General features: G+C 68.6%; 20 protein-coding genes. 1 reads left to right on the top strand and 19 read right to left on the bottom strand.

The annotated features are described in order from the left end of the window. Positions 1-21: 21 nt before the first annotated feature. From fusA to J7E25_RS05960, 19 genes are all read right to left on the bottom strand, one after another. Positions 22-2136 (bottom strand): elongation factor G, encoded by a 2115-nt coding sequence (fusA, locus tag J7E25_RS06050; RefSeq protein WP_308164391.1) that lies wholly within the window; start codon positions 2134-2136, stop codon positions 22-24. Positions 2137-2220: 84 nt separating this feature from the next. Further along, positions 2221-2691 carry a 30S ribosomal protein S7 gene (gene rpsG / locus J7E25_RS06045; RefSeq protein ID WP_214868924.1) on the bottom strand — a complete coding sequence of 157 codons (471 nt, stop codon included), beginning with the start codon at positions 2689-2691 and terminating at the stop codon, positions 2221-2223. Then, on the bottom strand, positions 2691-3065 hold the full coding sequence (rpsL, locus tag J7E25_RS06040; protein WP_022889720.1) for a 30S ribosomal protein S12: 375 nt from the start codon (positions 3063-3065) through the stop codon (positions 2691-2693). The genes rpsG and rpsL overlap by 1 nt, the downstream gene beginning before the upstream one ends. A 320-nt stretch (positions 3066-3385) precedes the next feature. Beyond that, entirely contained in the window at positions 3386-4033 is a 648-nt protein-coding gene (locus tag J7E25_RS06035; RefSeq protein ID WP_214868922.1) for a spermidine/putrescine ABC transporter substrate-binding protein, read from the bottom strand. Between the two features lie 72 nt (positions 4034-4105). Then, positions 4106-4582: a DUF6121 family protein gene (locus J7E25_RS06030; protein WP_214868920.1), complete on the bottom strand. Its 477-nt coding sequence runs from the start codon at positions 4580-4582 to the stop codon at positions 4106-4108. Positions 4583-4608: 26 nt separating this feature from the next. After that, positions 4609-5511 carry a hypothetical protein gene (locus J7E25_RS06025; protein ID WP_214868919.1) on the bottom strand — a complete coding sequence of 301 codons (903 nt, stop codon included), beginning with the start codon at positions 5509-5511 and terminating at the stop codon, positions 4609-4611. Positions 5512-5631: 120 nt separating this feature from the next. Then, on the bottom strand, positions 5632-5919 hold the full coding sequence (locus J7E25_RS06020; RefSeq protein ID WP_214868908.1) for a WXG100 family type VII secretion target: 288 nt from the start codon (positions 5917-5919) through the stop codon (positions 5632-5634). A gap of 62 nt (positions 5920-5981) precedes the next feature. After that, complete coding sequence (locus J7E25_RS06015) at positions 5982-6626, bottom strand: hypothetical protein (RefSeq protein ID WP_214868917.1); 645 nt, start codon at positions 6624-6626, stop codon at positions 5982-5984. Next, positions 6623-7228 carry a hypothetical protein gene (locus J7E25_RS06010; RefSeq protein ID WP_214868916.1) on the bottom strand — a complete coding sequence of 202 codons (606 nt, stop codon included), beginning with the start codon at positions 7226-7228 and terminating at the stop codon, positions 6623-6625. Before J7E25_RS06010 ends, J7E25_RS06015 begins: the two co-directional genes overlap by 4 nt. 44 nt (positions 7229-7272) lie before the next feature. Next, positions 7273-8529 carry a hypothetical protein gene (locus J7E25_RS06005; protein WP_214868915.1) on the bottom strand — a complete coding sequence of 419 codons (1257 nt, stop codon included), beginning with the start codon at positions 8527-8529 and terminating at the stop codon, positions 7273-7275. Between the two features lie 90 nt (positions 8530-8619). Beyond that, the gene (locus tag J7E25_RS06000; protein ID WP_214868914.1) at positions 8620-9249 is read right to left on the bottom strand and encodes a hypothetical protein; all 630 of its coding nucleotides are present in this window, start codon (positions 9247-9249) and stop codon (positions 8620-8622) included. After that, complete coding sequence (locus tag J7E25_RS05995) at positions 9246-9854, bottom strand: hypothetical protein (RefSeq protein WP_214868913.1); 609 nt, start codon at positions 9852-9854, stop codon at positions 9246-9248. Before J7E25_RS05995 ends, J7E25_RS06000 begins: the two co-directional genes overlap by 4 nt. 43 nt (positions 9855-9897) lie before the next feature. Then, entirely contained in the window at positions 9898-11106 is a 1209-nt protein-coding gene (locus J7E25_RS05990) for a hypothetical protein (RefSeq protein ID WP_214868912.1), read from the bottom strand. A 12-nt stretch (positions 11107-11118) separates the two neighbouring features. Continuing rightward, a complete protein-coding gene (locus tag J7E25_RS05985) occupies positions 11119-11445 on the bottom strand; it encodes a hypothetical protein (RefSeq protein WP_214868910.1) in 327 nt (108 codons plus the stop codon). 94 nt (positions 11446-11539) lie between these two features. Next, on the bottom strand, positions 11540-11827 hold the full coding sequence (locus J7E25_RS05980) for a WXG100 family type VII secretion target (protein ID WP_214868908.1): 288 nt from the start codon (positions 11825-11827) through the stop codon (positions 11540-11542). A gap of 123 nt (positions 11828-11950) precedes the next feature. Next, positions 11951-16468 (bottom strand): FtsK/SpoIIIE domain-containing protein, encoded by a 4518-nt coding sequence (locus J7E25_RS05975; RefSeq protein WP_214868906.1) that lies wholly within the window; start codon positions 16466-16468, stop codon positions 11951-11953. Further along, positions 16465-17694 carry an RDD family protein gene (locus J7E25_RS05970; protein ID WP_214868904.1) on the bottom strand — a complete coding sequence of 410 codons (1230 nt, stop codon included), beginning with the start codon at positions 17692-17694 and terminating at the stop codon, positions 16465-16467. Before J7E25_RS05970 ends, J7E25_RS05975 begins: the two co-directional genes overlap by 4 nt. A 165-nt stretch (positions 17695-17859) precedes the next feature. Next, entirely contained in the window at positions 17860-18792 is a 933-nt protein-coding gene (locus J7E25_RS05965; RefSeq protein WP_214868902.1) for an ABC transporter, read from the bottom strand. Between the two features lie 146 nt (positions 18793-18938). Next, positions 18939-19655 (bottom strand): hypothetical protein, encoded by a 717-nt coding sequence (locus J7E25_RS05960; RefSeq protein ID WP_214868900.1) that lies wholly within the window; start codon positions 19653-19655, stop codon positions 18939-18941. A 174-nt stretch (positions 19656-19829) separates the two neighbouring features. Here J7E25_RS05960 and J7E25_RS05955 point away from each other — a divergent pair, with 174 nt between their 5' ends. Beyond that, on the top strand, positions 19830-20819 hold the full coding sequence (locus J7E25_RS05955; RefSeq protein WP_214868898.1) for an acetylxylan esterase: 990 nt from the start codon (positions 19830-19832) through the stop codon (positions 20817-20819). The last annotated feature ends 69 nt before the right edge of the window (positions 20820-20888 follow it).

Here is a 20888-nt window from a genome sequence, read left to right as displayed (position 1 = left end):
AGGGCCAGAGCTCCTAGGAACTCACTCGCCCTTGTTCTTCTGGACGATCTCGTCGGCGACAGCCTTCGGGACCTCCGCGTAGCTCTGGAACTCCATCGAGTACACCGCGCGACCAGAGGTCTTCGACCGAAGGTCGCCGATGTATCCGAACATCTCCGAGAGCGGGACGTGCGCACGCACGACCTTCACGCCGGCGGCATCCTCCATGGACTGGATCTGGCCGCGACGCGAGTTCAGGTCGCCGATGACGTCGCCCATGTACTCCTCAGGAGTACGGACCTCGACGGACATCAGCGGTTCGAGCAGCACGGGGTTCGCCTTGCGAGCGGCTTCCTTGAAGCCCATCGAGCCGGCGATCTTGAACGCCATCTCCGAGGAGTCGACGTCGTGGGCCGCACCGTCGAGCAGGATGCCCTTGACGCCGACCATGGGGTAGCCGGCCAGGATGCCGTACTGCATCGCGTCCTGGAAGCCGGCGTCGACCGAGGGGATGTATTCGCGCGGGATGCGGCCGCCGGAGACCTTGTTCTCGAACTCGTACGGCTTGTCGGCCGTGATCTCGAGGGGCTCGAGCGCGAACTGGATCTTCGCGAACTGGCCCGACCCACCCGTCTGCTTCTTGTGGGTGTAGTCGTGCTTCTCGACAGCCCGCTTGATGGTCTCGCGGTAGGCCACCTGCGGCTTGCCCACGTTCGCCTCGACCTTGAACTCCCGCTTCATGCGGTCGACGAGGATGTCGAGGTGCAGCTCGCCCATGCCCTTGATGACGGTCTGGCCCGTGTCGACGTTCAGCTCGGTGCGGAACGTCGGGTCTTCCTCGGCGAGCTTCTGGATCGCAGTGCCCAGCTTCTCCTGGTCGGCCTTGGTCTTCGGCTCGATGGCCACCTCGATCACGGGCGCCGGGAACGTCATCGACTCGAGCACGACCTGCTTGTCGGGGTCGCTCAGCGTGTCGCCCGTGGTCGTGTCCTTGAGGCCGATCACCGCGTAGATGTTGCCAGCGGTGACCGAGTCGACCGGGTTCTCCTTGTTGGCGTGCATCTGGAAGATCTTGCCGATGCGCTCCTTCTTGCCCTTGGTCGAGTTGATGACCTGGGCACCGGAGTCGAGGTGACCCGAGTACACGCGGATGTAGGTGAGGCGCCCGAAGAACGGGTGCACCGCGACCTTGAACGCGAGTGCCGCGAAGGGGTCGTTGGCGTCGGGGTGACGGAGGATGACCTTCTCCTCGTCGCGCGGGTCGTGGGCCTCGATGGCCGGCACGTCGAGCGGGGACGGGAGGAAGTCGATCACGGCGTCGAGCATCGGCTGCACGCCGCGGTTCTTGAACGCCGAACCGCAGAGCACGGGGTAGATCTCGGAGTTGATCGTGAGCTTGCGGATCGCGCCCTTGATCTCTGCGACGGTGAGCTCCTCGCCGCCGAAGAACTTCTCGAGCAGCACGTCGTCGGTCTCGGCGACGGTCTCGAGGAGCATCTGACGGTACTCGTCGGCCTTGTCCTTGAGATCGGCCGGGATCTCCTCGATGGCGTACTTCGCACCCATCTGCACGTCGCCCTTGGCGTCTCCACGCCACGTGAGCGCGCGCATCTCGATGATGTCGATGACGCCCTCGAAGTTCGACTCGGAGCCGATCGGGAGCTGGAGCACGAGCGGCTTGGCGCCGAGGCGCTTGATGATCGTCTCGACCGTGAAGTAGAAGTCGGCGCCGAGCTTGTCCATCTTGTTGACGAAGCAGATGCGCGGGACGTTGTACTTGTCGGCCTGGCGCCAGACGGTCTCTGACTGGGGCTCGACGCCCTCCTTGCCGTCGAAGACGGCGACGGCACCGTCGAGCACGCGAAGCGAGCGCTCGACCTCGACCGTGAAGTCGACGTGGCCGGGGGTGTCGATGATGTTGATCTGGTTCTTGTTCCAGAAGCAGGTGACGGCGGCAGACGTGATCGTGATGCCGCGCTCCTTCTCCTGTTCCATCCAGTCGGTCGTCGAGGCGCCGTCGTGGGTCTCGCCGATCTTGTGGTTGACGCCCGTGTAGAACAGGATGCGCTCAGTGGTGGTGGTCTTGCCGGCATCGATGTGCGCCATGATGCCGATGTTGCGGACCTTGCTCAGGTCGGTGAGCACGTCTTGTGCCACGGGGGTTCCTCCGGGAGGTTCAGGAACGGAAGGGGTGGGGTGAGCGGATGCCGCGGGCTGCGGGCCGCGGCATCCGCTCTGCCATTACCAGCGGTAGTGGGCGAAGGCGCGGTTCGACTCGGCCATCTTGTGCGTGTCTTCGCGACGCTTCACTGCGGCGCCGAGGCCGTTGGAAGCATCGAGGATCTCGTTGGTGAGGCGCTCGGTCATGGTCTTCTCGCGACGAGCCTTGGCGTAGCTGGTGAGCCAGCGGAGGGCCAGGGTGTTGGCGCGGTGAGGCTTGACCTCGACGGGGACCTGGTAGGTCGAGCCGCCGACGCGGCGCGACCGCACCTCGAGGGTGGGGCGCACGTTGTCGAGCGCCTTCTTGAGGGTGGCGACGGCGTCCTGGCCGTTCTTCTCGGCGACGTTGGAGAGCGCCTCGTAGACGATGCGCTGCGCGAGGTCCTTCTTGCCGTCGATGAGGATCTTGTTGACGAGCTGGCTGACGACCGGCGAGCTGTAGACGGGGTCGGCGACGACGGGGCGCTTCGGAGCGGGTCCCTTGCGAGGCATTACTTCTTCTCCATCTTCGCGCCGTAACGGCTACGGGCCTGCTTGCGGTTCTTCACGGCCTGCGTGTCGAGCGCGCCGCGGATGATCTTGTAGCGCACACCGGGGAGGTCTTTCACTCGACCGCCGCGCACGAGCACCATCGAGTGCTCCTGGAGGTTGTGGCCCTCGCCGGGGATGTAGGCGGTGACCTCGGTGCCGTTCGAGAGCTTCACACGGGCGACCTTGCGGAGCGCCGAGTTCGGCTTCTTCGGGGTGGTGGTGTACACACGCGTGCACACGCCGCGCTGCTGGGGGTTGGCCTTCAGGGCGGGAGCCTTGGTCTTGGTGACCTTCGGCGAGCGACCCTTGCGGACCAACTGCTGAATGGTTGGCACTGCTTCTCCTTGTTATTGCTGCACGGTGACAGCGTGATGAATTTCACATCATGACCCACCGGCACTGCAGAGCTGCAGCGCCTGTGAGATGGTGGGTATGCCGTGGGGGCCTGCCCAGTGGGCGACCCTTGCAGTGTGCGACTTGTGCGAACCTGTGCGTGCCGTTCGGCACGTGCCACTTGGGCATTGCGCCGCCTCGGGCACGGTTCAAGCGCGCGTCAACGCGCACACCCGGTCAATAGTAGTCGTCGGGTGTCATCCGGTCAAATGACGACGGATGCCACGAGCGGCCCGCTCGGGCGCCGGGCACGTGCCCCCGCTCAGCCCGGCCAGCCCGGCGCGTCGAGCTCCCGATCGAGGTCGGCGAGGAGCTCCTCGACCTGCGGCTCCACGAACTCGACGACGGCCTCGCCGATGCGGTGGCGGTGCTGGGCGAGCTCGACGCAGATGCGACGCCCGAGCTGCTTCGCGAACTCGTCGGCGAGCCGGACCTCCTCGCGGAGCGCGTCCTTCTCCTCGAGGGTGAAGGGGCGGGGCGGCGGCTCGTTCGTCGCGGCTGCGACATCCGCCTCCAGTCCGGTCAGGGTGAAGAGGAACGGCTGGTCGGGCAACGGCTCGGGGTCGAGGTCGAGTCCGAGGAACTCGGGATCGAGCCCCTCCCCCGCGCGATACGGCCGGCGCGCCTTGCGCTCCTCGGCGAGACGGATCTCGCGATGGAGCATCGGCAGGTTGCGCGCCGTGTAGTCGTCGACGGCGGCGTCGACGATGCCCTTCATGCGCATCGAGAACGCGTGCTGCACCGGATGCGGCACGTCGACGTCGAGTCCGGCCGCGGCGAGGATCGGCGAGCCGAAGCACCTCGTGCAGAGCCGCACGCGGGCGCGATGAGTGCCCGGCCGCCATCGCGGCAGCCAGGCGAGCCAGCGGTCGACCTCGTGGCTGACGCGCGCCTCGACGGAACCCTCCACGCGTTCACGATACTGCCCGGGGCATCCGGGCACATCGATCCGTGCTTCGGCTGGCGCGCCGCGAACCGGACGTCACTCCTCTTCGTCGCGCTCCCACGGCCAGCGGGGGCGGCGCGCTCCACCCGATTGCGCTTGCGCCACGAGGAAGGCGAGCAACGCCACGAGTGCCGCGCAGGCCGGGATCAGGAGCCCGAAGAGGCTCACGCCGAAGCCGAGCCCGAAGATGAGGCTCGCGAGGACGGTGCCCGTCACGATGGCGTATCCGATGGTCGCCACCACGACCGCGGAAAGCCAGGTCCAGAGCGCCGCGAGGAGCACGGTCGTGAGCATCGCGGAGGGCGTTCGCAGCCCCCTGGCCAGAGAGAGAAGGAGGGCCGCGACGGATGCCCCGACGGCGGCCGGCCCGACGAAGGGGCCCGCGGCGCCGCTCGGGATCACCTCCGCGTCGGTGAGCAGGCTCCCGAATCCGTAGGCGCACACGACGAGCGCGAGATAGAGGGCCGCGGCGAACGCGGCCACGACCCAGGCGCGCCGGCGGGATTCCTCCATGCTCCGACCCTACGCTCGTGCGCCGATCACGAGGGCGTCGCCGCCCGGGGCGACCGCGCTGCTCCTTGGAGGCACAACTCGCCGAGCCGGAGGTTCATCACGTGATCGGCCGATGACCGCCGCAGGCGCGCCGACGCCACGAGTCGCTCGATCGCGGCATCGCGATCGTCGAGCATTCCCCGGCGCTGCTCGAGCGGGAGCGCATCGACCGCCCGGGTGATCGCGTCGAACCGCATGGCGTAGGCGGCGGAGAGTTCGAGGTCGTGTGCCGCAAGCCGCTCTCGAACCTCGACGATGCCGCGTTCGAACGCCGAACGCGATCGTGATCGCATCGTGCGCTCGCCGACGTTGAGTGCGATGATCGCGAGCGCGCCGACGACGTCGGCCACGATCCAGCTCCCGGCGTTCGACCCGGCGATCTCTGGCGACGCCGTCGTCTGCCATGCTGCGAGCACGACGGTCAGGACCGCGACGATGGCCGCCCCGTCGAGCACCTGCTGGCCCAGCGCGAGCGGTCGACGGTCGATGAGCAGGGCGACGAGCGAGACGAGCGCCGCGCCGCCGGCGATGAGTTGCAGCATCCCGCCGACCTCGATCGAATCCGCCAGCGGAAAGGCCCTGCGTACGAGGATGAGCGCGAATGCGATGACGGGCCCGAGGAGCACCGCCGCACCGAGGAGGAAGCGCACGATACCCGGCACCCGGGAGGCGACCGTCTGCCGACGATGTGCCGCGAGCTTTGCCGCGAGGGCATCGCGATCGTGGGATGCGCCGATGCCGGCGGCCTCGGAGGCGAACTCCCGGGCCTGCCGGTCGACGACCTCGAGCAGCGCGGGGTACGCACTGAACGCGGCCCGCTCGAGTGCGGCGAGCTGCTCGGGTGTCTCCCCGCGCTCGCCGGATGTCTCGACCCATTCCATCGCGCTCATCGGGCTCCCCATTCGTTCCACGTTAGCAAGCGGCATCGCGGTCTGTGCCCACGGGCGTATGGCCCGGCGACACGACAACGGGGACGAGCCGAAGCCCGTCCCCGTCGCCCTTGCCTGTGCTCAGCCGCCGGCGAGCTGCTGGTCGAGGTCCTGGATCGCCTGCATCATGCCACGCAGCGCCTCGCCCATCTCACCGATGCCGTCGACCGCGGACTTCAGCCCCGTCGTCAGCTCCTCATACCCCTGACCGAACTTGCCCGACGCGTGCTGCGTCTTGAAGTCATTGCCCAGCAGGTTGTCCACCGCGCTCTTCAGCTGGTCGAGCTGACCCTGAATGTCATCGCGCGCGTCACCGAGCTTCGACGACATCGCCTCCATCTCGCCGTAAGAAGCACCGAAATCCGCCATGATGAAACCTTCCCTCGATCGAATACCGACCCGACTCGATCGGACCGTTTGCTCGATTCACACTACGCGGGGCCCCCCGGAGGGCCAATGGGCAGCACTCCCCATTCGGTCTCGGGGTGCGTCGTCGAGGGTGCAGGTGCATCCGCTGGAGCGAACCGGATCGTGCGCACGATGTCGTCGAGGATCGGCTCGAGGATGCCGAGGGCCGTCGGAGTCGCGGGCGCGGTGAAGACACTGACCACGCGGCGCGCATCGGCGAAGAGATAGCTGAATCCGGCCATCGTGTCGTCGGCGGCGACCGCCGCGACGAACGCGGCCTTGCGGCCCTCGCCGAGCAGTTCGCTCGGGAATCGATCCACGCGGGGCCGAAGCGCCATCGTGGTCTCGGGCATGCCCACCCGCTCGACGAGCGCCTCCACCTCGGCGCCGGTCCGCTCGAACGCCTGCACATGGATCGTGACGAAGACCGGGAGGATCGTGGGCCGGAACAGGATCGTCGCTTCGTCTGCTGGGAGCACGTCGCGGCGCTTTCGCTCGAGGATGCGTCGGAGCGACTCGCGTCGGATGTCGTCGAGCTCGCCCTGTGACTCGGCGTACTGGCTCCCGATCGCCTCGAACCACTCGGCCTCACTCGCTCCGTCGGGCGTCGGGAAGGTTCGCGGCAGTATCGAGCAGCTCGCAGCCGGATAGCTCAGCTCGAGGTTCATTGAGCCCATCCGAACGTGCCCATGATCGCGTCACACACGAACTCGAGCTTGATGAGCGACGGGTCGTCGTCGGCCAGCCCCACCGGGTGGGTGATGGCCGCGGTGAACTGGAGCGCCGCTCGCCGATGCGTGCGCGGCACCGGCGTGAGATAGCCGATCGCGCGGAGCCCGATGCGCTCGCCGCCCGATTCCATCGTCGATGAGGTGCTCCAGCGGATCATGGTGCGTGCGTCGTCGAACGGCTCTGCGCCGTGGTTGCGGATGAGATCCGCGACCTGATCATCGAGCGGGCCGCCCATCGGAGACGCAAGCCTCGAGGCGATGATCGAGATCGGCATGATCTGCCCCTCGACGGCAGCGACCTGGTGATAGAACGCGATCGTGTCCTGGCTGCGCATGCGGTCGAACGCCTCGCGCGTGAGCCGCCGAAGCTGCGCGTTGAGGTCGGGCCGGTGGGCGGCTCGCATCCTCGCGGCCGTCGCCGCCGTGAGCTCGTGCTCGGTCTCGGCGTCAGGAGCGCGCTCGACCCAGCCCGCGGGGAGCATGATGCGCCATGCGGGCGGGAGATCAGGCGAACGGTCGAGCTCGTCGCGAAGGGACATCGTGGGCGGATCTCGTCTCTCGTCGGGACTCGGCGACACGCCGCTCACGCCGTGCTCGCAGCGAGCTGGTCACGCCACGAGTCTACGGGGAGGTCGGGTGCCGGCTCCGAGGGCGCCCAGATGGCTCCTGCAAGCGACGACACCGTGTCGGACAAGGGCTTGGCCATGAGCCCGTCGACGACGTCCCAGTACTTGACGGGGTCCGCAAGGTTGTCGAGCGTGCTCGCGAGGTGGTCGCCTGCACCGACGCTCCGGATGACCCAGTCCGCGGGGTCGCCGATCTGTCGGGCCACCGACGGCCAGACCTCGCTCGCGCCGCCCGCGAACCGGGAGAAGCCGGTCAGCCCAGCAGTGCTGAATCCGGACCTGAATACCTGCCAGCCGGACGACAACTGTCCCCAGCCCTTGATCGCGTCGTCGGCGCCCACCATCGCCTTGAAGAAGGAGCCGCCGGCGCCCGGTGCGCCCGCGAAGACCGCCGGGAGCTTGCTGAACGGGATGACGCCGATGACCGCGACGGCGACATCGCCCCAGCTCGCCCGACCGTAGTACTTCATGTAGAGCGTCGCGATGAGGGTGAGGATGCCGACCACGGTGGCGAGGAACGCGATGATCGGACCGCCGACGATGATGGCGAGCACCGCGAGCACCATGCCCGCGATCTGCAGCACCTTGAGCGCGGTCGAGGCGAATCCGGCGACATCGTCGCGCCAGGAGTCGCTGATCCCGCCGTCGGTGGCGTCGCCGATCTCGTTCGTCGCACGGTCGAAGGCAGCTTCCCAGGTGTCGAAGCGTTCGTCGTACGCCTCGGCATCCTCCTGCCACGCGGAGTAGGCACGATCACGATCCGTCGTCGCCGTGCCGAGTTCCTCTTCGATCCCGTCCGCTTCGCCTGCGCCTGCGTCGCCGGGCATGCTGCCCCCGCGCCGCCACTCGAGATCGCCGACGATCGTCGCCTGCCGGCTGTACTCGCCCCAGTGCGCCTCGCAGTCCTCGACGAGCGCTCGCAGGCCGAGCTGCACGTCGTCGAGCACGTCGGCGTACCGTCTCAGGGCCCAGCCGGTGGGCGTGTACCGCTCGCCGGCGAGCTTGAGCTGCTCGTGCACGTCGCCGACGACCTCGCGAAGCTTGTCGACCGAGAGCCCTTCCATGCCGGATGCGCCGTCGGCCACGGCCTTGAGCACCCCTGCCGAACCGATCATCTGGTCGCCGAGCTGCACGATCTGCACTCCGCGTTCGGCAATGGCCCCGGGGTCGCCCTCGATCCACTCGATGTTGCGCCCCTTCGGGGAATCGACCATCTCAGTGCTCCCCAGGCTCGGTGCGATGCCGCCGTGATCCCTTGCGTGCGGCCACGGTCTGCGGCCGCGGAGTGCGACCACACTGTGACGCTATCGAGCCTCAGGCAGACGACCAATGGGCATTGCTGCCCATCGGCATCCGCTACGCAGTGCCGTCGTCGAGAAGTCGCATCGACGCCACGACCTCGTCGAGGGGGCCTCGATGAGCCCGAGCACGAACGGAGGCAGCGGGCCCGTGAAGACGTGCACCACGATGCCGTCGGCGGCGAACGCGTAACTCGTGCCCCCGACCGCACGATCGTCGTGGAGCTCACCGGAGAGGAAGGTGCCCTTGTGGCCGGTGCCGAAGGTCGCGTGCTCTATGGGCCCGATCTTCGGCGGCAGCGCCATCGGCACGTCGGGCAGCAGCGCGTGCGCGATCGCGTCTCGGGTGTCTGGTTCGGCGGCAGCGAGCTGCACGTGGACCACGGCGGTCACCGGCGCGCCGACCGGCCGGAAGAGCAGCGTCGCGACGTCGCGATCGGAGATCTGCGCCCGAGCCTCCCCCACCAGGTCGCGAAGCCCGCCGACCTGCTCGGACGTGAGACTGCCGCCATGCTCCGCCGAGTACGCCTGGGCGAGCTCCTCGAACCACTCGTCGGCCGATTGGCCGGAGCCCGTCGGGAATTGCCGCGGCAAGCCGCTCCACGCCCCAGGGGGCAACTGCATCTCGATGATCATGCGGGCATCCAAGCGAAGGTCGACATGATGGCGTCGCACACGAAGGTGAGCTTCACCAGGGCCGGGTCGTCCGCCTCGAGCCCGACAGGGTGGAGGATGACGGCGACGAACTGCAGCCCTTCGCGCCGCATCGTGCCGGGGATGGGTGCGAGGTACGAGATGGAGAGCGTGCCGACGCGCTCGGCGCCGAGCTGCCTGGTCGATGAGACCTTCCAGCGCACGAGCACCATGTCGTCGTTGAACGCCTCGGCACCGTGATTGCGAACGAGGTCGGAGACCTGCGCGTCGAGCGTGCCGCCGTCGGGCGCGACCAATCGCGACGCGGTGATCGAGATCGGCATGACCTGCTCGTCGGGTGCATCCGCCTGGAGATAGAACGCGATCGTGCTGCTCTGGCGCATCCTGGCGAAGGCATCACGCGAGGCGTGAGTGAGCTGCGCGGCCAGGTCGGGCCGATGCTGCGAACGCAGCCGGGCCTTCGCCTGCTCGAGGAGCGCCTGCTCGGTCGCGTCATCCGCAGAATACTCCCGCCACCCCGACGGCAGCACGATCTGGTACGGCGGGATCGTGCGCGGAGCACCGATCAACTCATCTCTCAGTGACATCGGCTCGTCTCTACGTGGTTACGGGTGCGCTCTGCCGCGGCGATCAACTGTTCTGGGCGAGCTGTTCGCGCCACGAGTCTACTGGGGGCTCATCGCCCGACAGCAGATCGTACAACTGGACCGAGTTCGCCACGGTGCCCTTGAGGTTCACGTCCCAGTGGCCGGAGAGGATGTCGGCCCAGCCATTGGATCGCGCGCCGGCCTCGGCGAGCTCCTCGGCGGAACCGAAGCCCATGTACCGGCCGAGGGTCTCACCCCAGCCGAGAGGAGTTGCCCGCTGGAAGTTCCAGACCTCGGTGGCGCCATTGCCGAAACGCGACAGCGCGGTGAGGCCGCCGGAGTTGAAGCCGGTTCGGAATACGCCCGCGAGATCGCCGAACTCGTCGGCCGCGACGAATCCCTTCATGAAGGCCTTCATTCCTTCGCTCCCGCCCTCGGCGAACTTGCCCAGCTTGCCGATCGGCAGGACGCCGATGACAGCCCATGCGACATCGCCCCAGTCCGCCCGCCCGTAGGCCTTCATGTACAGCGTCAGCGCCAGGGTCGCGAGAGCGACGATCGCGCCGAGAACGGCGATGAGCGGTCCGCCGATGATGATGGCGAGCACGGCCAGAATGATGCCGGCCACGGCGAGGACGTCGAGCGCGACGTCCGCGAACCCGGCGATGTTGTCCTTCCAGCTGTCGCTGATGCCACCGTCGGTCGCCTCGCCGATCGAGTTCGTGGCGTCTTCGAACGCCGACTCCCAGGTGTCGTACTTGGCGTCGAACGCCTCCGCCTTCTCTTCCCACTTGTCGTAGGCGGCCTGCTTCGCCTGGTCGTCTTCTGCCAGCTCGGTGGACTCAGGGCTTCCGGGTGAGGGCATTCCGATGGCCGGGCGCTGCCCGTCGATGTATCCGGGAAGGTTCCCGTACTGCTGCCAGTAGTGCTCGGCATCGTCGACGATGCTGCGAAGTCCGGTCTGCACCTCCTCGAGCGAGGACGCGTACTTCGTGAGCGCGTGACCGGTCGGCGAGTAGCGTTCACCGGCGAGCTTGAGCTCCTCATGCACATCGCCGATCACGTCTTTGAGCTTCTCGACCGAGAGTCCCTCCATGCCGGTCGCACCGTCGGCGACCGCCTTCAGCACCCCGGCCGAGCCGATCATCTGGTCGCCCAGATCGACGATCTGATTGCCGCGCGTCTCGATGTCGGAGGGATTGCCCTCGATCCACTCGATCCTGCGTCCCTTCGGGGATTCACCCGCAGACATGTCTTGCCTTTCCTATCCTCGAGGCAGCGTTTCGGCCTCGTTGGCCTCGACCGCGAGGCTCGCTGCTGCCTCGGTGTCCCACTCGGTCCATGCCTTGCCGATCTCCTCGACGTGCTTCTGGACATTGGCGATGTCTTCCTTCAGGAACTTGCGCCGGTCGTCCCAGCCGTCTTCGAATTCCTCCGCCGCCTCACGCAGATCGTTGCGGCCGCAAGGGTCGCCGATCGCGTCCTCGAGTGCCGACGCACGATTCGAGGCCTCTTCGAGCTCGACGATGATCTGCTTCAACGAGCCGTTCAGTTCGTTCAGCACGGAATAGCTGATCTTGACGTCCGTCATGGCGCCGACTCCTCGCTCCTTCTGTCAGGTGGTCCGTGGTTGTGCTGCTCGGGGTCTGTGGGTGTGCGGCCGGCGCCCGTGCGCCGACTCGGACTCAGCCGCCGGCGAGCTGCTGGTCGAGGTCCTGGATCGCCTGCATCATGCCACGCAGCGCCTCGCCCATCTCACCGATGCCGTCGACCGCGGACTTCAGCCCCGTCGTCAGCTCCTCATACCCCTGACCGAACTTGCCCGACGCGTGCTGCGTCTTGAAGTCATTGCCCAGCAGGTTGTCCACCGCGCTCTTCAGCTGGTCGAGCTGACCCTGAATGTCATCGCGCGCGTCACCGAGCTTCGACGACATCGCCTCCATCTCGCCGTAAGAAGCACCGAAATCCGCCATGATGAAACCTTCCCTCGATCGAATACCGACCCGACTGGGGCCGCAGATGCCAAGGTAGCGGAGCCCACTCGGATGGCGAATGGGCAGCACTCCCCATTCGCTTCCGAGGGAGCCTGCAGACCGTCAGCGCGCGCCGTCGCCGGCGCCGACGAGCGGGAGCTGGACGGTGACGAGTCGGCCGTTCTGCACGAAGATCGCGCGTCCCTCGGGCGAGTCGGCCCGCTTCACCTTCGGGAACGGCGTCTTGAACACCGAGTCGCCGTCGAATGCGTCGGGCTTGAGCGCGATGCCCTGGCGTCCGGCCTTGAAGTCGCCGATGAATCCGAATCCACTCGACAGCAGCGAGACATCGGCGTCGCCGATGAGGAAGTGGTCGCTGCGGTTGATCGCCTGGAACATCTCCTTCATCGGCCGCTCGGCCTCGGTGTCGCCGAACTGCGGCACGCCCTCGACGACGACCATGAGCCGACCCGGAACGCTCTCGTCGGTGATGACCTCGATGAGCTCCTTCGCGAGTGCCTTCGCCGCGTCGATCGTGGTGGCGCTGCGCATCCACGGCGCGTAATCGGTGAGCTGCGCACGCCGGCCCGCGAAGTGGAAGAGCCGCACGCCGGGATCGAATCGCCGCATCGAGTTGACGATCGAGCGCATCGCCGTCGTCTTCCCACTCTGCGGTGGACCCGTGACGATGAAGGTGCCGACCGGCTCGAACGCCGAGGGCCCGAGCGTGTCGTCGGCGAGGCCGAGCACGGGCTCGCCGCCGAGCTCGGCCGGGAGGCCGTGCTCCGTGTAGGAGGTCGGCAGGGAACCGATGGCGGGGGCCTCGTGAGCCCCTGCCGCGCGCAGCTGCTCGGCGAGATGCTCGAGGGCCTTCGTCTGCTCGGCGACGTTCGCGGTGCCCCCGAGCACCGCGATCTGCGTCTCGAGTCCCTCGACGATCGCGCGCCCCGGCGCCGAGCGTTCGCTCAGCACGTCCTTGGGCACTCCGAGCACCTGGTACGCCGAGTCATCCGAGAGTCGGAGCACGATGCGCTTCGTGATGTTCGCACTCACCGCGGTTGGCACCGCCCCGGCGCGATCCGCCGTCGCGACGGCGTGCACGCCGAGTGGACGCCCTTCACCGAGGATGCGCATGAAGACGTTGTAGAACGGCATCCGAACGGTCGTGGTGTCCCACTCGGCCTTGAACTGTCCGAAGCCGTCGAGCAGGAGCAGGACGCGAGGCTCCCGGATGCCGGTGAGCCTCCGGTACTCCGTCAGGCTCGCCGCGTTCGCCTCGCTGAACGCCTTGCCTCGTCGGTCGAGGATCTCGTTCAGCGTGCGGAGCACACGCTGCACGCGTTCAGGATCGTCACCGGAGATGACCGAGCCGACGTGCGGCAGCGCCTCGAGGGAGCGCAGGGCGCCTGAGCCGAAGTCGAGGCCGTACACCTCGGCGTCGCCGAGTTCGGGGCGCATTCCCGCGGCGATCGCAATGGTGCGCAGCACGGTCGACTTGCCAGACCCGCTCGTGCCGTAGACGAGCATCGCGCCGTCGCGGTCGGGTACGAACGACATCGCCTCCTGCAGTTGGCGGGCGGGAACGTCGGCGAGCCCGAGCATGATCTTCGAATCGCCCTCGACCGGCAGGTCGACGATGTCGACGGTGCCCGGCAGGTCGTCGAGCCATGGCCGCCTCGGCGCCGGCACGCCGGCCGTCGCCGCGGCCGAGATGAACGAGCGCACCATCCGCTTCTGGTCGTTCGGACCGAGATCCTCGTCGTGCGAGTCGGACTCGGGTGCGGCATCCCCCTCCCAGAGAAGGGTCGCTCCGAATCGGAGCTCGGCGACGCGGACCTCTGCCTTCGCGACCTCTTCGGTGGTCCATCCGCCCGCATACGCGGACTGGAACGGAACCAGGCGACCCGGCCCGGTCTTCGCGATGCCGCGCCCCGGTATCGACGGATCGAACGTTCCGGCGACCGAGTCGCCGACCACGTCGCGCGAGTCGGACTCATCGGCCATGCGGAGGGCGACCCTGAGGTTCGTGTTCGCCCGCAGGTTGTCCTTGATGACGCCGGCCGGACGCTGCGTCGCCATGATGAGATGGATGCCGAGCGAGCGTCCACGCTGTGCGATGTCGACGACGCCGTCGACGAACTCGGGCACCTCCCCGGCGAGCGCCGCGAACTCGTCGATGACGAGCACGAGGGCGGGCGGTGTCTCGGGGTCCCTGCGCTTCTCGAGTTCGAGGAGGTCCTTGGCCTTCTTGCGGTTGAAGAGGTGCTCGCGGTGGTGCAGCTCGGCGCGAAGGCTCGTGAGGGCGCGGCGCACCAGATGGGGACTCAGGTCGGTCACGAGTCCCACGCAGTGCGGCAGCTCGACGCAGTCGGCGAAGGCCGAGCCGCCCTTGTAGTCGACGAAGAGGAACGTGACCCGATCGGGGCTGTACTCGGCCGCCATGCCGAGCACCCAGGCCTGGAGGAACTCCGACTTGCCGGCGCCGGTCGTTCCACCCACGAGCGCGTGAGGGCCTTGCGTTCGCAGGTCGAGCGACATCGCGTCGGGGCTCGCCTGACCGATGAACGCCTTCAGCGTGCCCGAGCGCTTGAGCCTCGGCAACTGGACGCCGGAGCGGTCGTTGATCGAATTGTTCTGCCGCCAGCGCTCGATGACGCTGTCGGGGCTGTCGGCGATCTCGTGCCCGATGAGGCCGAGCATCGAGACGTTGCGCGGGAGGTCGCTCGAATCCTCGGCGACCGTGCTCGCGTCGACGACGGGCGCGAGCCGTCTCGCGAAGACCTCGGCGTACGACGCCGAGACGCCCTCGACGCGCACGGACTCGTACACCTCTCCGGCACGCACGAACCCCACGCGGGCGGCGTCGAGGCCGTTCGTCGCGTCGACGAACGTGCGGCATGCTGCGGGAAGCGACTCGACGGTCGGTCCGAGGAAGATCGTGTAGATGCCCGCGTCGGCGCCGCGCTCGATGAGTTGGGTGAGCCGCGGCCGATCGACGGGGGCGTCGGCCGAGACGATGAGCACGAGCGCCATGTCGCCGTCGCCGGCGCCGGCGCTCGTGACCTTCTCGACCGCCTCGCCGACCTGGGCGCCGATGGCCATCGAGGTGTCGGCGATCTTCAAGGCGCCCCGCCGGGTCGGCGTGCCCGAGAGCCGTTCGATGATCGTCTCCTCGAGCGCGTTGAGGAGTGCGGTTCCGGTGGACTGGTTGTCGGCGAGGGCGAAGTCGGCGAACGGGTTGCGCGAGCTCGACGTGTGAGGGAGCCACTTCAGCCACTCGAGCTCACGCGCCCACGCGGGGTCCACGATCGCGGCGGTGATGATCTCGTTCGGGGCATGCAGCCCGAACAGCTGCACGGCGAGGCCGCGCATCACGTCGGCGGAGAGATGCTGCGGGCCCGCGATGCCGATCGCACCCGAGATCGGCAGGATCTCGACGATCGGAATGTCGTCGATGTATTCGAATCGCGAACGCAGCTTCGCGACCTGCTTCTGGTAGGTCGCGATGCCTGTCTGGTTGCCGCTCGACTCCTGGATGCTGTTGCGGCTGACGCCCCGGCCGACTCCGAGTCGGAGTGAGAGCACGTTCCAGTGCTCGGGTCGGCGGGTCCAGAGCATCGGACCCAACCGCATCGCCTGCTCGTAGACGAGTGCGACGGCGGGAGCCTCGGCATGGCGTCGTTCCCGCTCGACGACGACCTGCCCGGCGAGCGTGTCCTCGAGTTGCTCGATCTGGGTCTCGAAGGTCTCGATCTCCTGAAGCAGCTTCTTCCCGCGCTGCGTGCGCTGCCCGATGAAGTTGCCGAGCATCATGAGCGGCGACATGACCACGATGAGCAGCGACAGTGCCCGGCCGGTGATCGCGAAGATCGCGACGCCCATGAGGATCGGTGAGACGACCATCGGCCATGGGAACATCTGGGGGCTGGCCTCGTTCGGCACCGACGGATGCGGGTACTCCGTGCCCGGGTATCGAGCCTCGACCCGTGGCGATCGATTGAACATGAGCGCGCCGCCGCGCTCCAGGACGGGATCGTCGGCCGGGTTCTCCGACGGGATCAGTGCGATCGAGACTTCGGTGTCACCGAGCACGATGATCTGGCCGGGCACGACCCGGACCCGCTGCACGAGCCCGCCGTCGACGAGCACGCCGTTGGCCGAGTTGAGGTCGACGACCTCGATCGTCGCACCGATCTCGATTCGCGCGTGGCGTTTGGACATGAGCGGATCGACGACCACGAGGTCGGATCCGGTGCCACGCCCGATCACGAAGTGGCCCCGAGGCAACTCGATCCGGCGACCGGCCTCAGGCCCGTTGTGGATCTGCAGCGCGGCGGCCGGCACGTTCGACTTCGCGGCGCCCGTGCTTCCCGTGTCGAGCACGACGGCCGCGTTGAACCCCGAGCCGATCGGCGCGTCGGCGACGAGGAGATCGGGTTGCAGCACCACCGGCTCGGTCGACGTCGGCGGAGCCACGGCGAGGGTGAGCGCACGCCCGTGCGCGCCTTGCAGCCCCGACCTGGTCGGGTCGTTCTCGGCGATCGTGCGAGCGACGTCGCCGACCGTCGCCGTGGCATCCGCGGTCACCGCGATGTCGACAGGGGCACCGGACTGGCGACGCAGACCGAGCTTGAGCTTCATCGACGACCTCTCGATTCGAACGAAATTGTGAAGGACCGGCCGCCGAGCGTCACTCGCGAGCCCGCGGGAAGACGTGTGGGACTGCCGGCCTCGAGCGTGCGGGCGGCACCGTCGGGGAACTCGACGGCGGTGCCGTTGCGCGAGGCGCGATCACTGATCCAGAACCCCGCGGCATCCACTCCGAACTCAGCGTGGGTCTTGGAGATGCGCATGCTCTCGTCGGTGAGCGGCACGAGCAGCGCGTGCGCGCCTGCCGAAGGTGGAGCGGGCGCGCGGCCGATGAGACCGCGGGCCGGCGCCTCGAGCTGGGTACCGTCGTCGAAGACGAGCAGCCACACCCGTTCGCTCGGCGCGGCGGCAGGAGTCGGCCGGGTCGGCGCCGGGGCCGCCGGCGTTCCACCCGCCTGGACGCCACGCGATTCCGGCGCGGCAGGCGCCGCGCTTCGGGCTGGTGACCCGCCGATCGCGGGCGGCACCCACTCAGCGCCTGCACCCGCCGAGACGACCCCGGAACTCGAGCGTGCGGCTGGGATGAACGTGTGTTCGTCGGGTCCACGATCGGTGGCAAGCGACGGCAGCCTCGAGACGACGGCGGCCGGCGGTGCCGCGAGGGCTCGTCGCGCGTGCCGGAGCGCCTTCGCGTCGAACGGGTTCAGGCCGCGTCGGATGTCGATGACGTAGCTCCGGCCCACCCGATCGAGCCAGCTGCGCCCTCGCTGCTCGGGGTCCCACTTCGACGAGGCGAAGAGCACGGCCGGTCCGACGAGCGGCAGCACGACCTGCGCTCCCCAGAGCACGATGGCGCGCCACACGATGCGCCAGAACCCCGGCGCCTGCAACCGCGCGACGTTCACCGACCGCAGGCCGAGGGCGGCCTTGCCGAGGGTGAGGGCCTTGCGGCCGTGAAGGATGAGCTGCACGAGCCCGAAGATGACGAGCAGCCCCTGGCTCGCCCCGGTGAGCACGAGCGGGAGCACGAGATCGCCGCCGGCGATGACGGTGACGTCTCCGGCGGCGCGGATGACGGCGCCGAGGAGCAGCGACGCACCGATCACGCCGGGTGCCGCCAGCACACACCAGATGGCGGCGTCGACCGCGAAGGCGGCCGCGCGCCGACCCGCCGGGGCGGGAAGGATGCCGAGGCCCGCCGCATACGCGGGGTCGGGCCGACCGTCGGCGTCGAGACCGGGCGTCGGCTCGTCGTCGACGTCGAGGGTGACGCTCACATCCGCTCCTCGTGCTTGGAAAGGTCGTCTCGCAACCCAATCCGATCGAGGGCGCGCTGTCGATGGGGAGGGCTCACCATCCCCGCCACAGCAGCGTAGCGGCTGACCGTCGATCATTCAGCCCGGGGCAGGCCGGCGAACCGTCGCCGGCCTGCCCCGGGCGGCTCAGTACCGTTGCGCCTGCGGTCCCGCTGCCAACTCGCGATCGTATGCTTCGCGAGCGAGCCGGTTGCGTTCGGTGACCGTGCGGCCGTGCGCGGCGGTCCAGCCGCCGAGCCAGATCGGGATCTCGCGGGCGATGATGAAGGCCGCGATCGCGAACGGGTCGAGCCAGCGCTGGGCGATGAAGTCGCCCGCCTCGTCGGCCGTGAGGGTCCATGCTTCGACCGTGAGCAGTGAGCCTCCGAGGTAGGCGAAGTACACGAAGACGCCGACCAGCAGGCCGAAGACCGCGTAGTACCACCAGGCCCCGCGGTTCACGATCGCGGCGAGCAGGGCGAAGCCGATGAAGAACGCGACGACCGGCACCCAGAAGACCGGGCGCGCGAGGAACTCGGTGAAGACCTGGACGCCGTCGCCGCGGGCCGCCCCGTACCACGTGACGAGGAGGTAGGCCACGCCTGCGTAGACCAGTGCGAACACGACGGTGCCGATGAGGGCCACGAGCGCCCCGAATCCCCGGTTGCCACGACGCTTCGGAGGAGTCGGCGCCTGCACGTAGATGGTCTGCGGTGCGACGGGCTGGGGCGCCACAGTCGGCCCTGCCGGCTCCTCGGCGAGCGTCGCAGCGCCGGCCGCGGCGCCCGGAGCCATGGTCGCCGAGGGCACGTACGCCTCGCGGCGCACGGCATCGGCGGCAACGGGCTCGGAGTACGCATCGGTGTCGGGCGAATCGGATGCCGCGGCCTCGGCCTTCGCGCGCTCGACCGCCGCGTCGAGGCGAGCCGTCGCGTCGGGCCCGTCGCCCGAGTCCACGGACGCAGCCGTCGGGGCGCCTGGGTCGGATACGGGCTCGACGTCTGCGACGGTGTCGTCGTCGACGGGCCGCTCTGCGTCGCCCGTGCCGCCCGGCTCGGATCCGGGAGTCGTGCTGCTCATGATCGCGCTCCTTCCGGGCGCACTGCGCACCCGCGGTGCGGCAACTGTAGCAACGCGTCGAGCCGCGCGCCGGGATCCCGCGCCGCGCAACGGCGAGGCCGTGTCGGCGTCAGCGTCGGCGTCGGCGTCGGCGTCAGCCGCAGCAGTCAGCCGAAGATCGCCGCCACGATGTCGTGCGTGTAGCCGCTCGGGCCGCTGCCGCCCCACCTCGTCGCGATCCAGATGCCCTCTCGCACGAAATGGGATTCGCCCCAGTTCTCGCCGCCTTCCGCTCCCTCGACGACGCACCGGGTGCCCTCGAGCTCCTGGTAGCAGTCGAAGTCGGTGCCGGCGAGGTAGTCGAGCGTGCTCGATTGCTGCTCGGGCGTCAGCGTGGCGACCCCGGTGACCAGGAACACGTGTCCGGCGTTGGTCTCGGGAACCCAGTTGCATTCGAGCACCGTCGTCGCCTCGAGCACCGTGACGAGCCCGACATCGTTGCTGCCGTATCGCTTGAATCCGCTGGCGGGATCAGCCGTGTACGCGGGGTTCAGCACGCGAGGTGCGAGGTCGGCCGACCAGTCGCGCGTGTAGATGCCGTCGCAGCTCGAAGGGAGCTCTACGGCAGCCGGTGTCTCGGGCGCCACCGACTCCGTCGGAGTCGGCGTCGACGTGGGCGCCTCGCTCGGCGCCTCGCTGCTCGTCGGTGTCGCCGTCGGCGATGCGGTCGGACCGGTGCCCGTCGTCGACCCCAGCGCCATGCCGATGAGGATGGCGATCGCAATGATGAGCAGCAACACGATGGCGATGATCAGCCAGAACAGGGGCCTGCGGGTGATCGGACGCTGTTGCGCCGGTGGTTCCGGCGGTACGGATTGGCTCATCGCGTGTCCTCCGATTCGGGCCGCATGGTAGTGCAGAGCGTATCGCCTGGTTGGGGCCGAGTCATCAGGGCGGTCACTGACGCGTTGTTCGACCGCCGGCACATGCGTCGCGGTCGGTCGGATACGCTGGCCTTTCGAAAACGCCACCGACGCCGATCGACGGAAGGACCAGCCGTGCCCCGCATTGACGCCCCGATCGAGGACTTCCGCGATCTGCGGCCCGCGGTCGCCGAACCCGACGACTTCGACGAGTTCTGGTCGACGACGCTGCACGAGTCCCGGTCGCTCGCCGCGCCGCCCAGGCTCACGCGTGTGGACTCGCCGCTTTCGTCGTTCGAGGTCTACGACGTCACGTTCAGCGGATTCGGCGGAGACCCGGTGCTCGGGTGGCTCGTGCTGCCGGCGGGAGCATCCGGGCCGCTCCCGGCGGTCGTCGAGTACGTCGGCTACGGCGGCGGACGGGGCCTGCCGCACGAGCGGCTCGCGTGGGTGGCATCCGGATACGCGCACTTCATCATGGACACCCGTGGCCAGGGCAGCGTGTGGGGCTCGGGCGGCGGCACGCCCGATCCGCACGGCAGCGGCGCATCGGTGCCCGGCTTCATGACCCGGGGCATCCACGATCCCCACGACTACTACTACCGCCGCGTCTTCACCGACGCCGTGCTCGCCATCGACGCAGTGCGTTCGCTCGCGCAGGTCGACCCGAGCCGAGTGGCGGTGTGCGGCGGCAGCCAGGGCGGCGGCATCACCCTGGCGGCGGCCGGGCTGGCCGAAGGACTCGTCGCGGCGATGCCCGACGTTCCCTTCCTCTGCCACTTCGAGCATGCCGTCGGACTCACCGGCAGCGACCCCTACCAGGAGATCGTGCGGTTCCTCTCGGTGCACCGCGATGCCGCGGCGATGGCGTTCAACACGCTCTCGTACTTCGACGGCGTCAACTTCGCCAAGCGCGCGACGGCGCCCGCGTTGTTCTCCGTCGCGCTCATGGACCCGGTGTGCCCGCCCTCGACCGTCTATGCCGCCCGCAACCACTACGGCGCCCCCGCCGACATCGTCGAGTACGCGTTCAACGAGCACGAGGGCGGGCAGGGCGTGCAGTGGCAGCGACAGGCGGAATGGCTCGCAGCACGCGTTGCGATGAGTGAGGCACGCGTCGCCTGAGCGGATGCCTCGGCACTCCGACCGCGGAAACGCCGAAGGGCCCCGGATCGCTTGGGTTCTAGGGGTCGT

The organism is Agromyces sp. ISL-38 (assembly GCF_018613935.1).
In the GTDB taxonomy this organism is placed as follows: Bacteria; Actinomycetota; Actinomycetes; order Actinomycetales; family Microbacteriaceae; genus Agromyces.
Note: the sequence above shows the minus strand (reverse complement) of the source record. Positions and strands in the feature narration are given on the sequence as shown.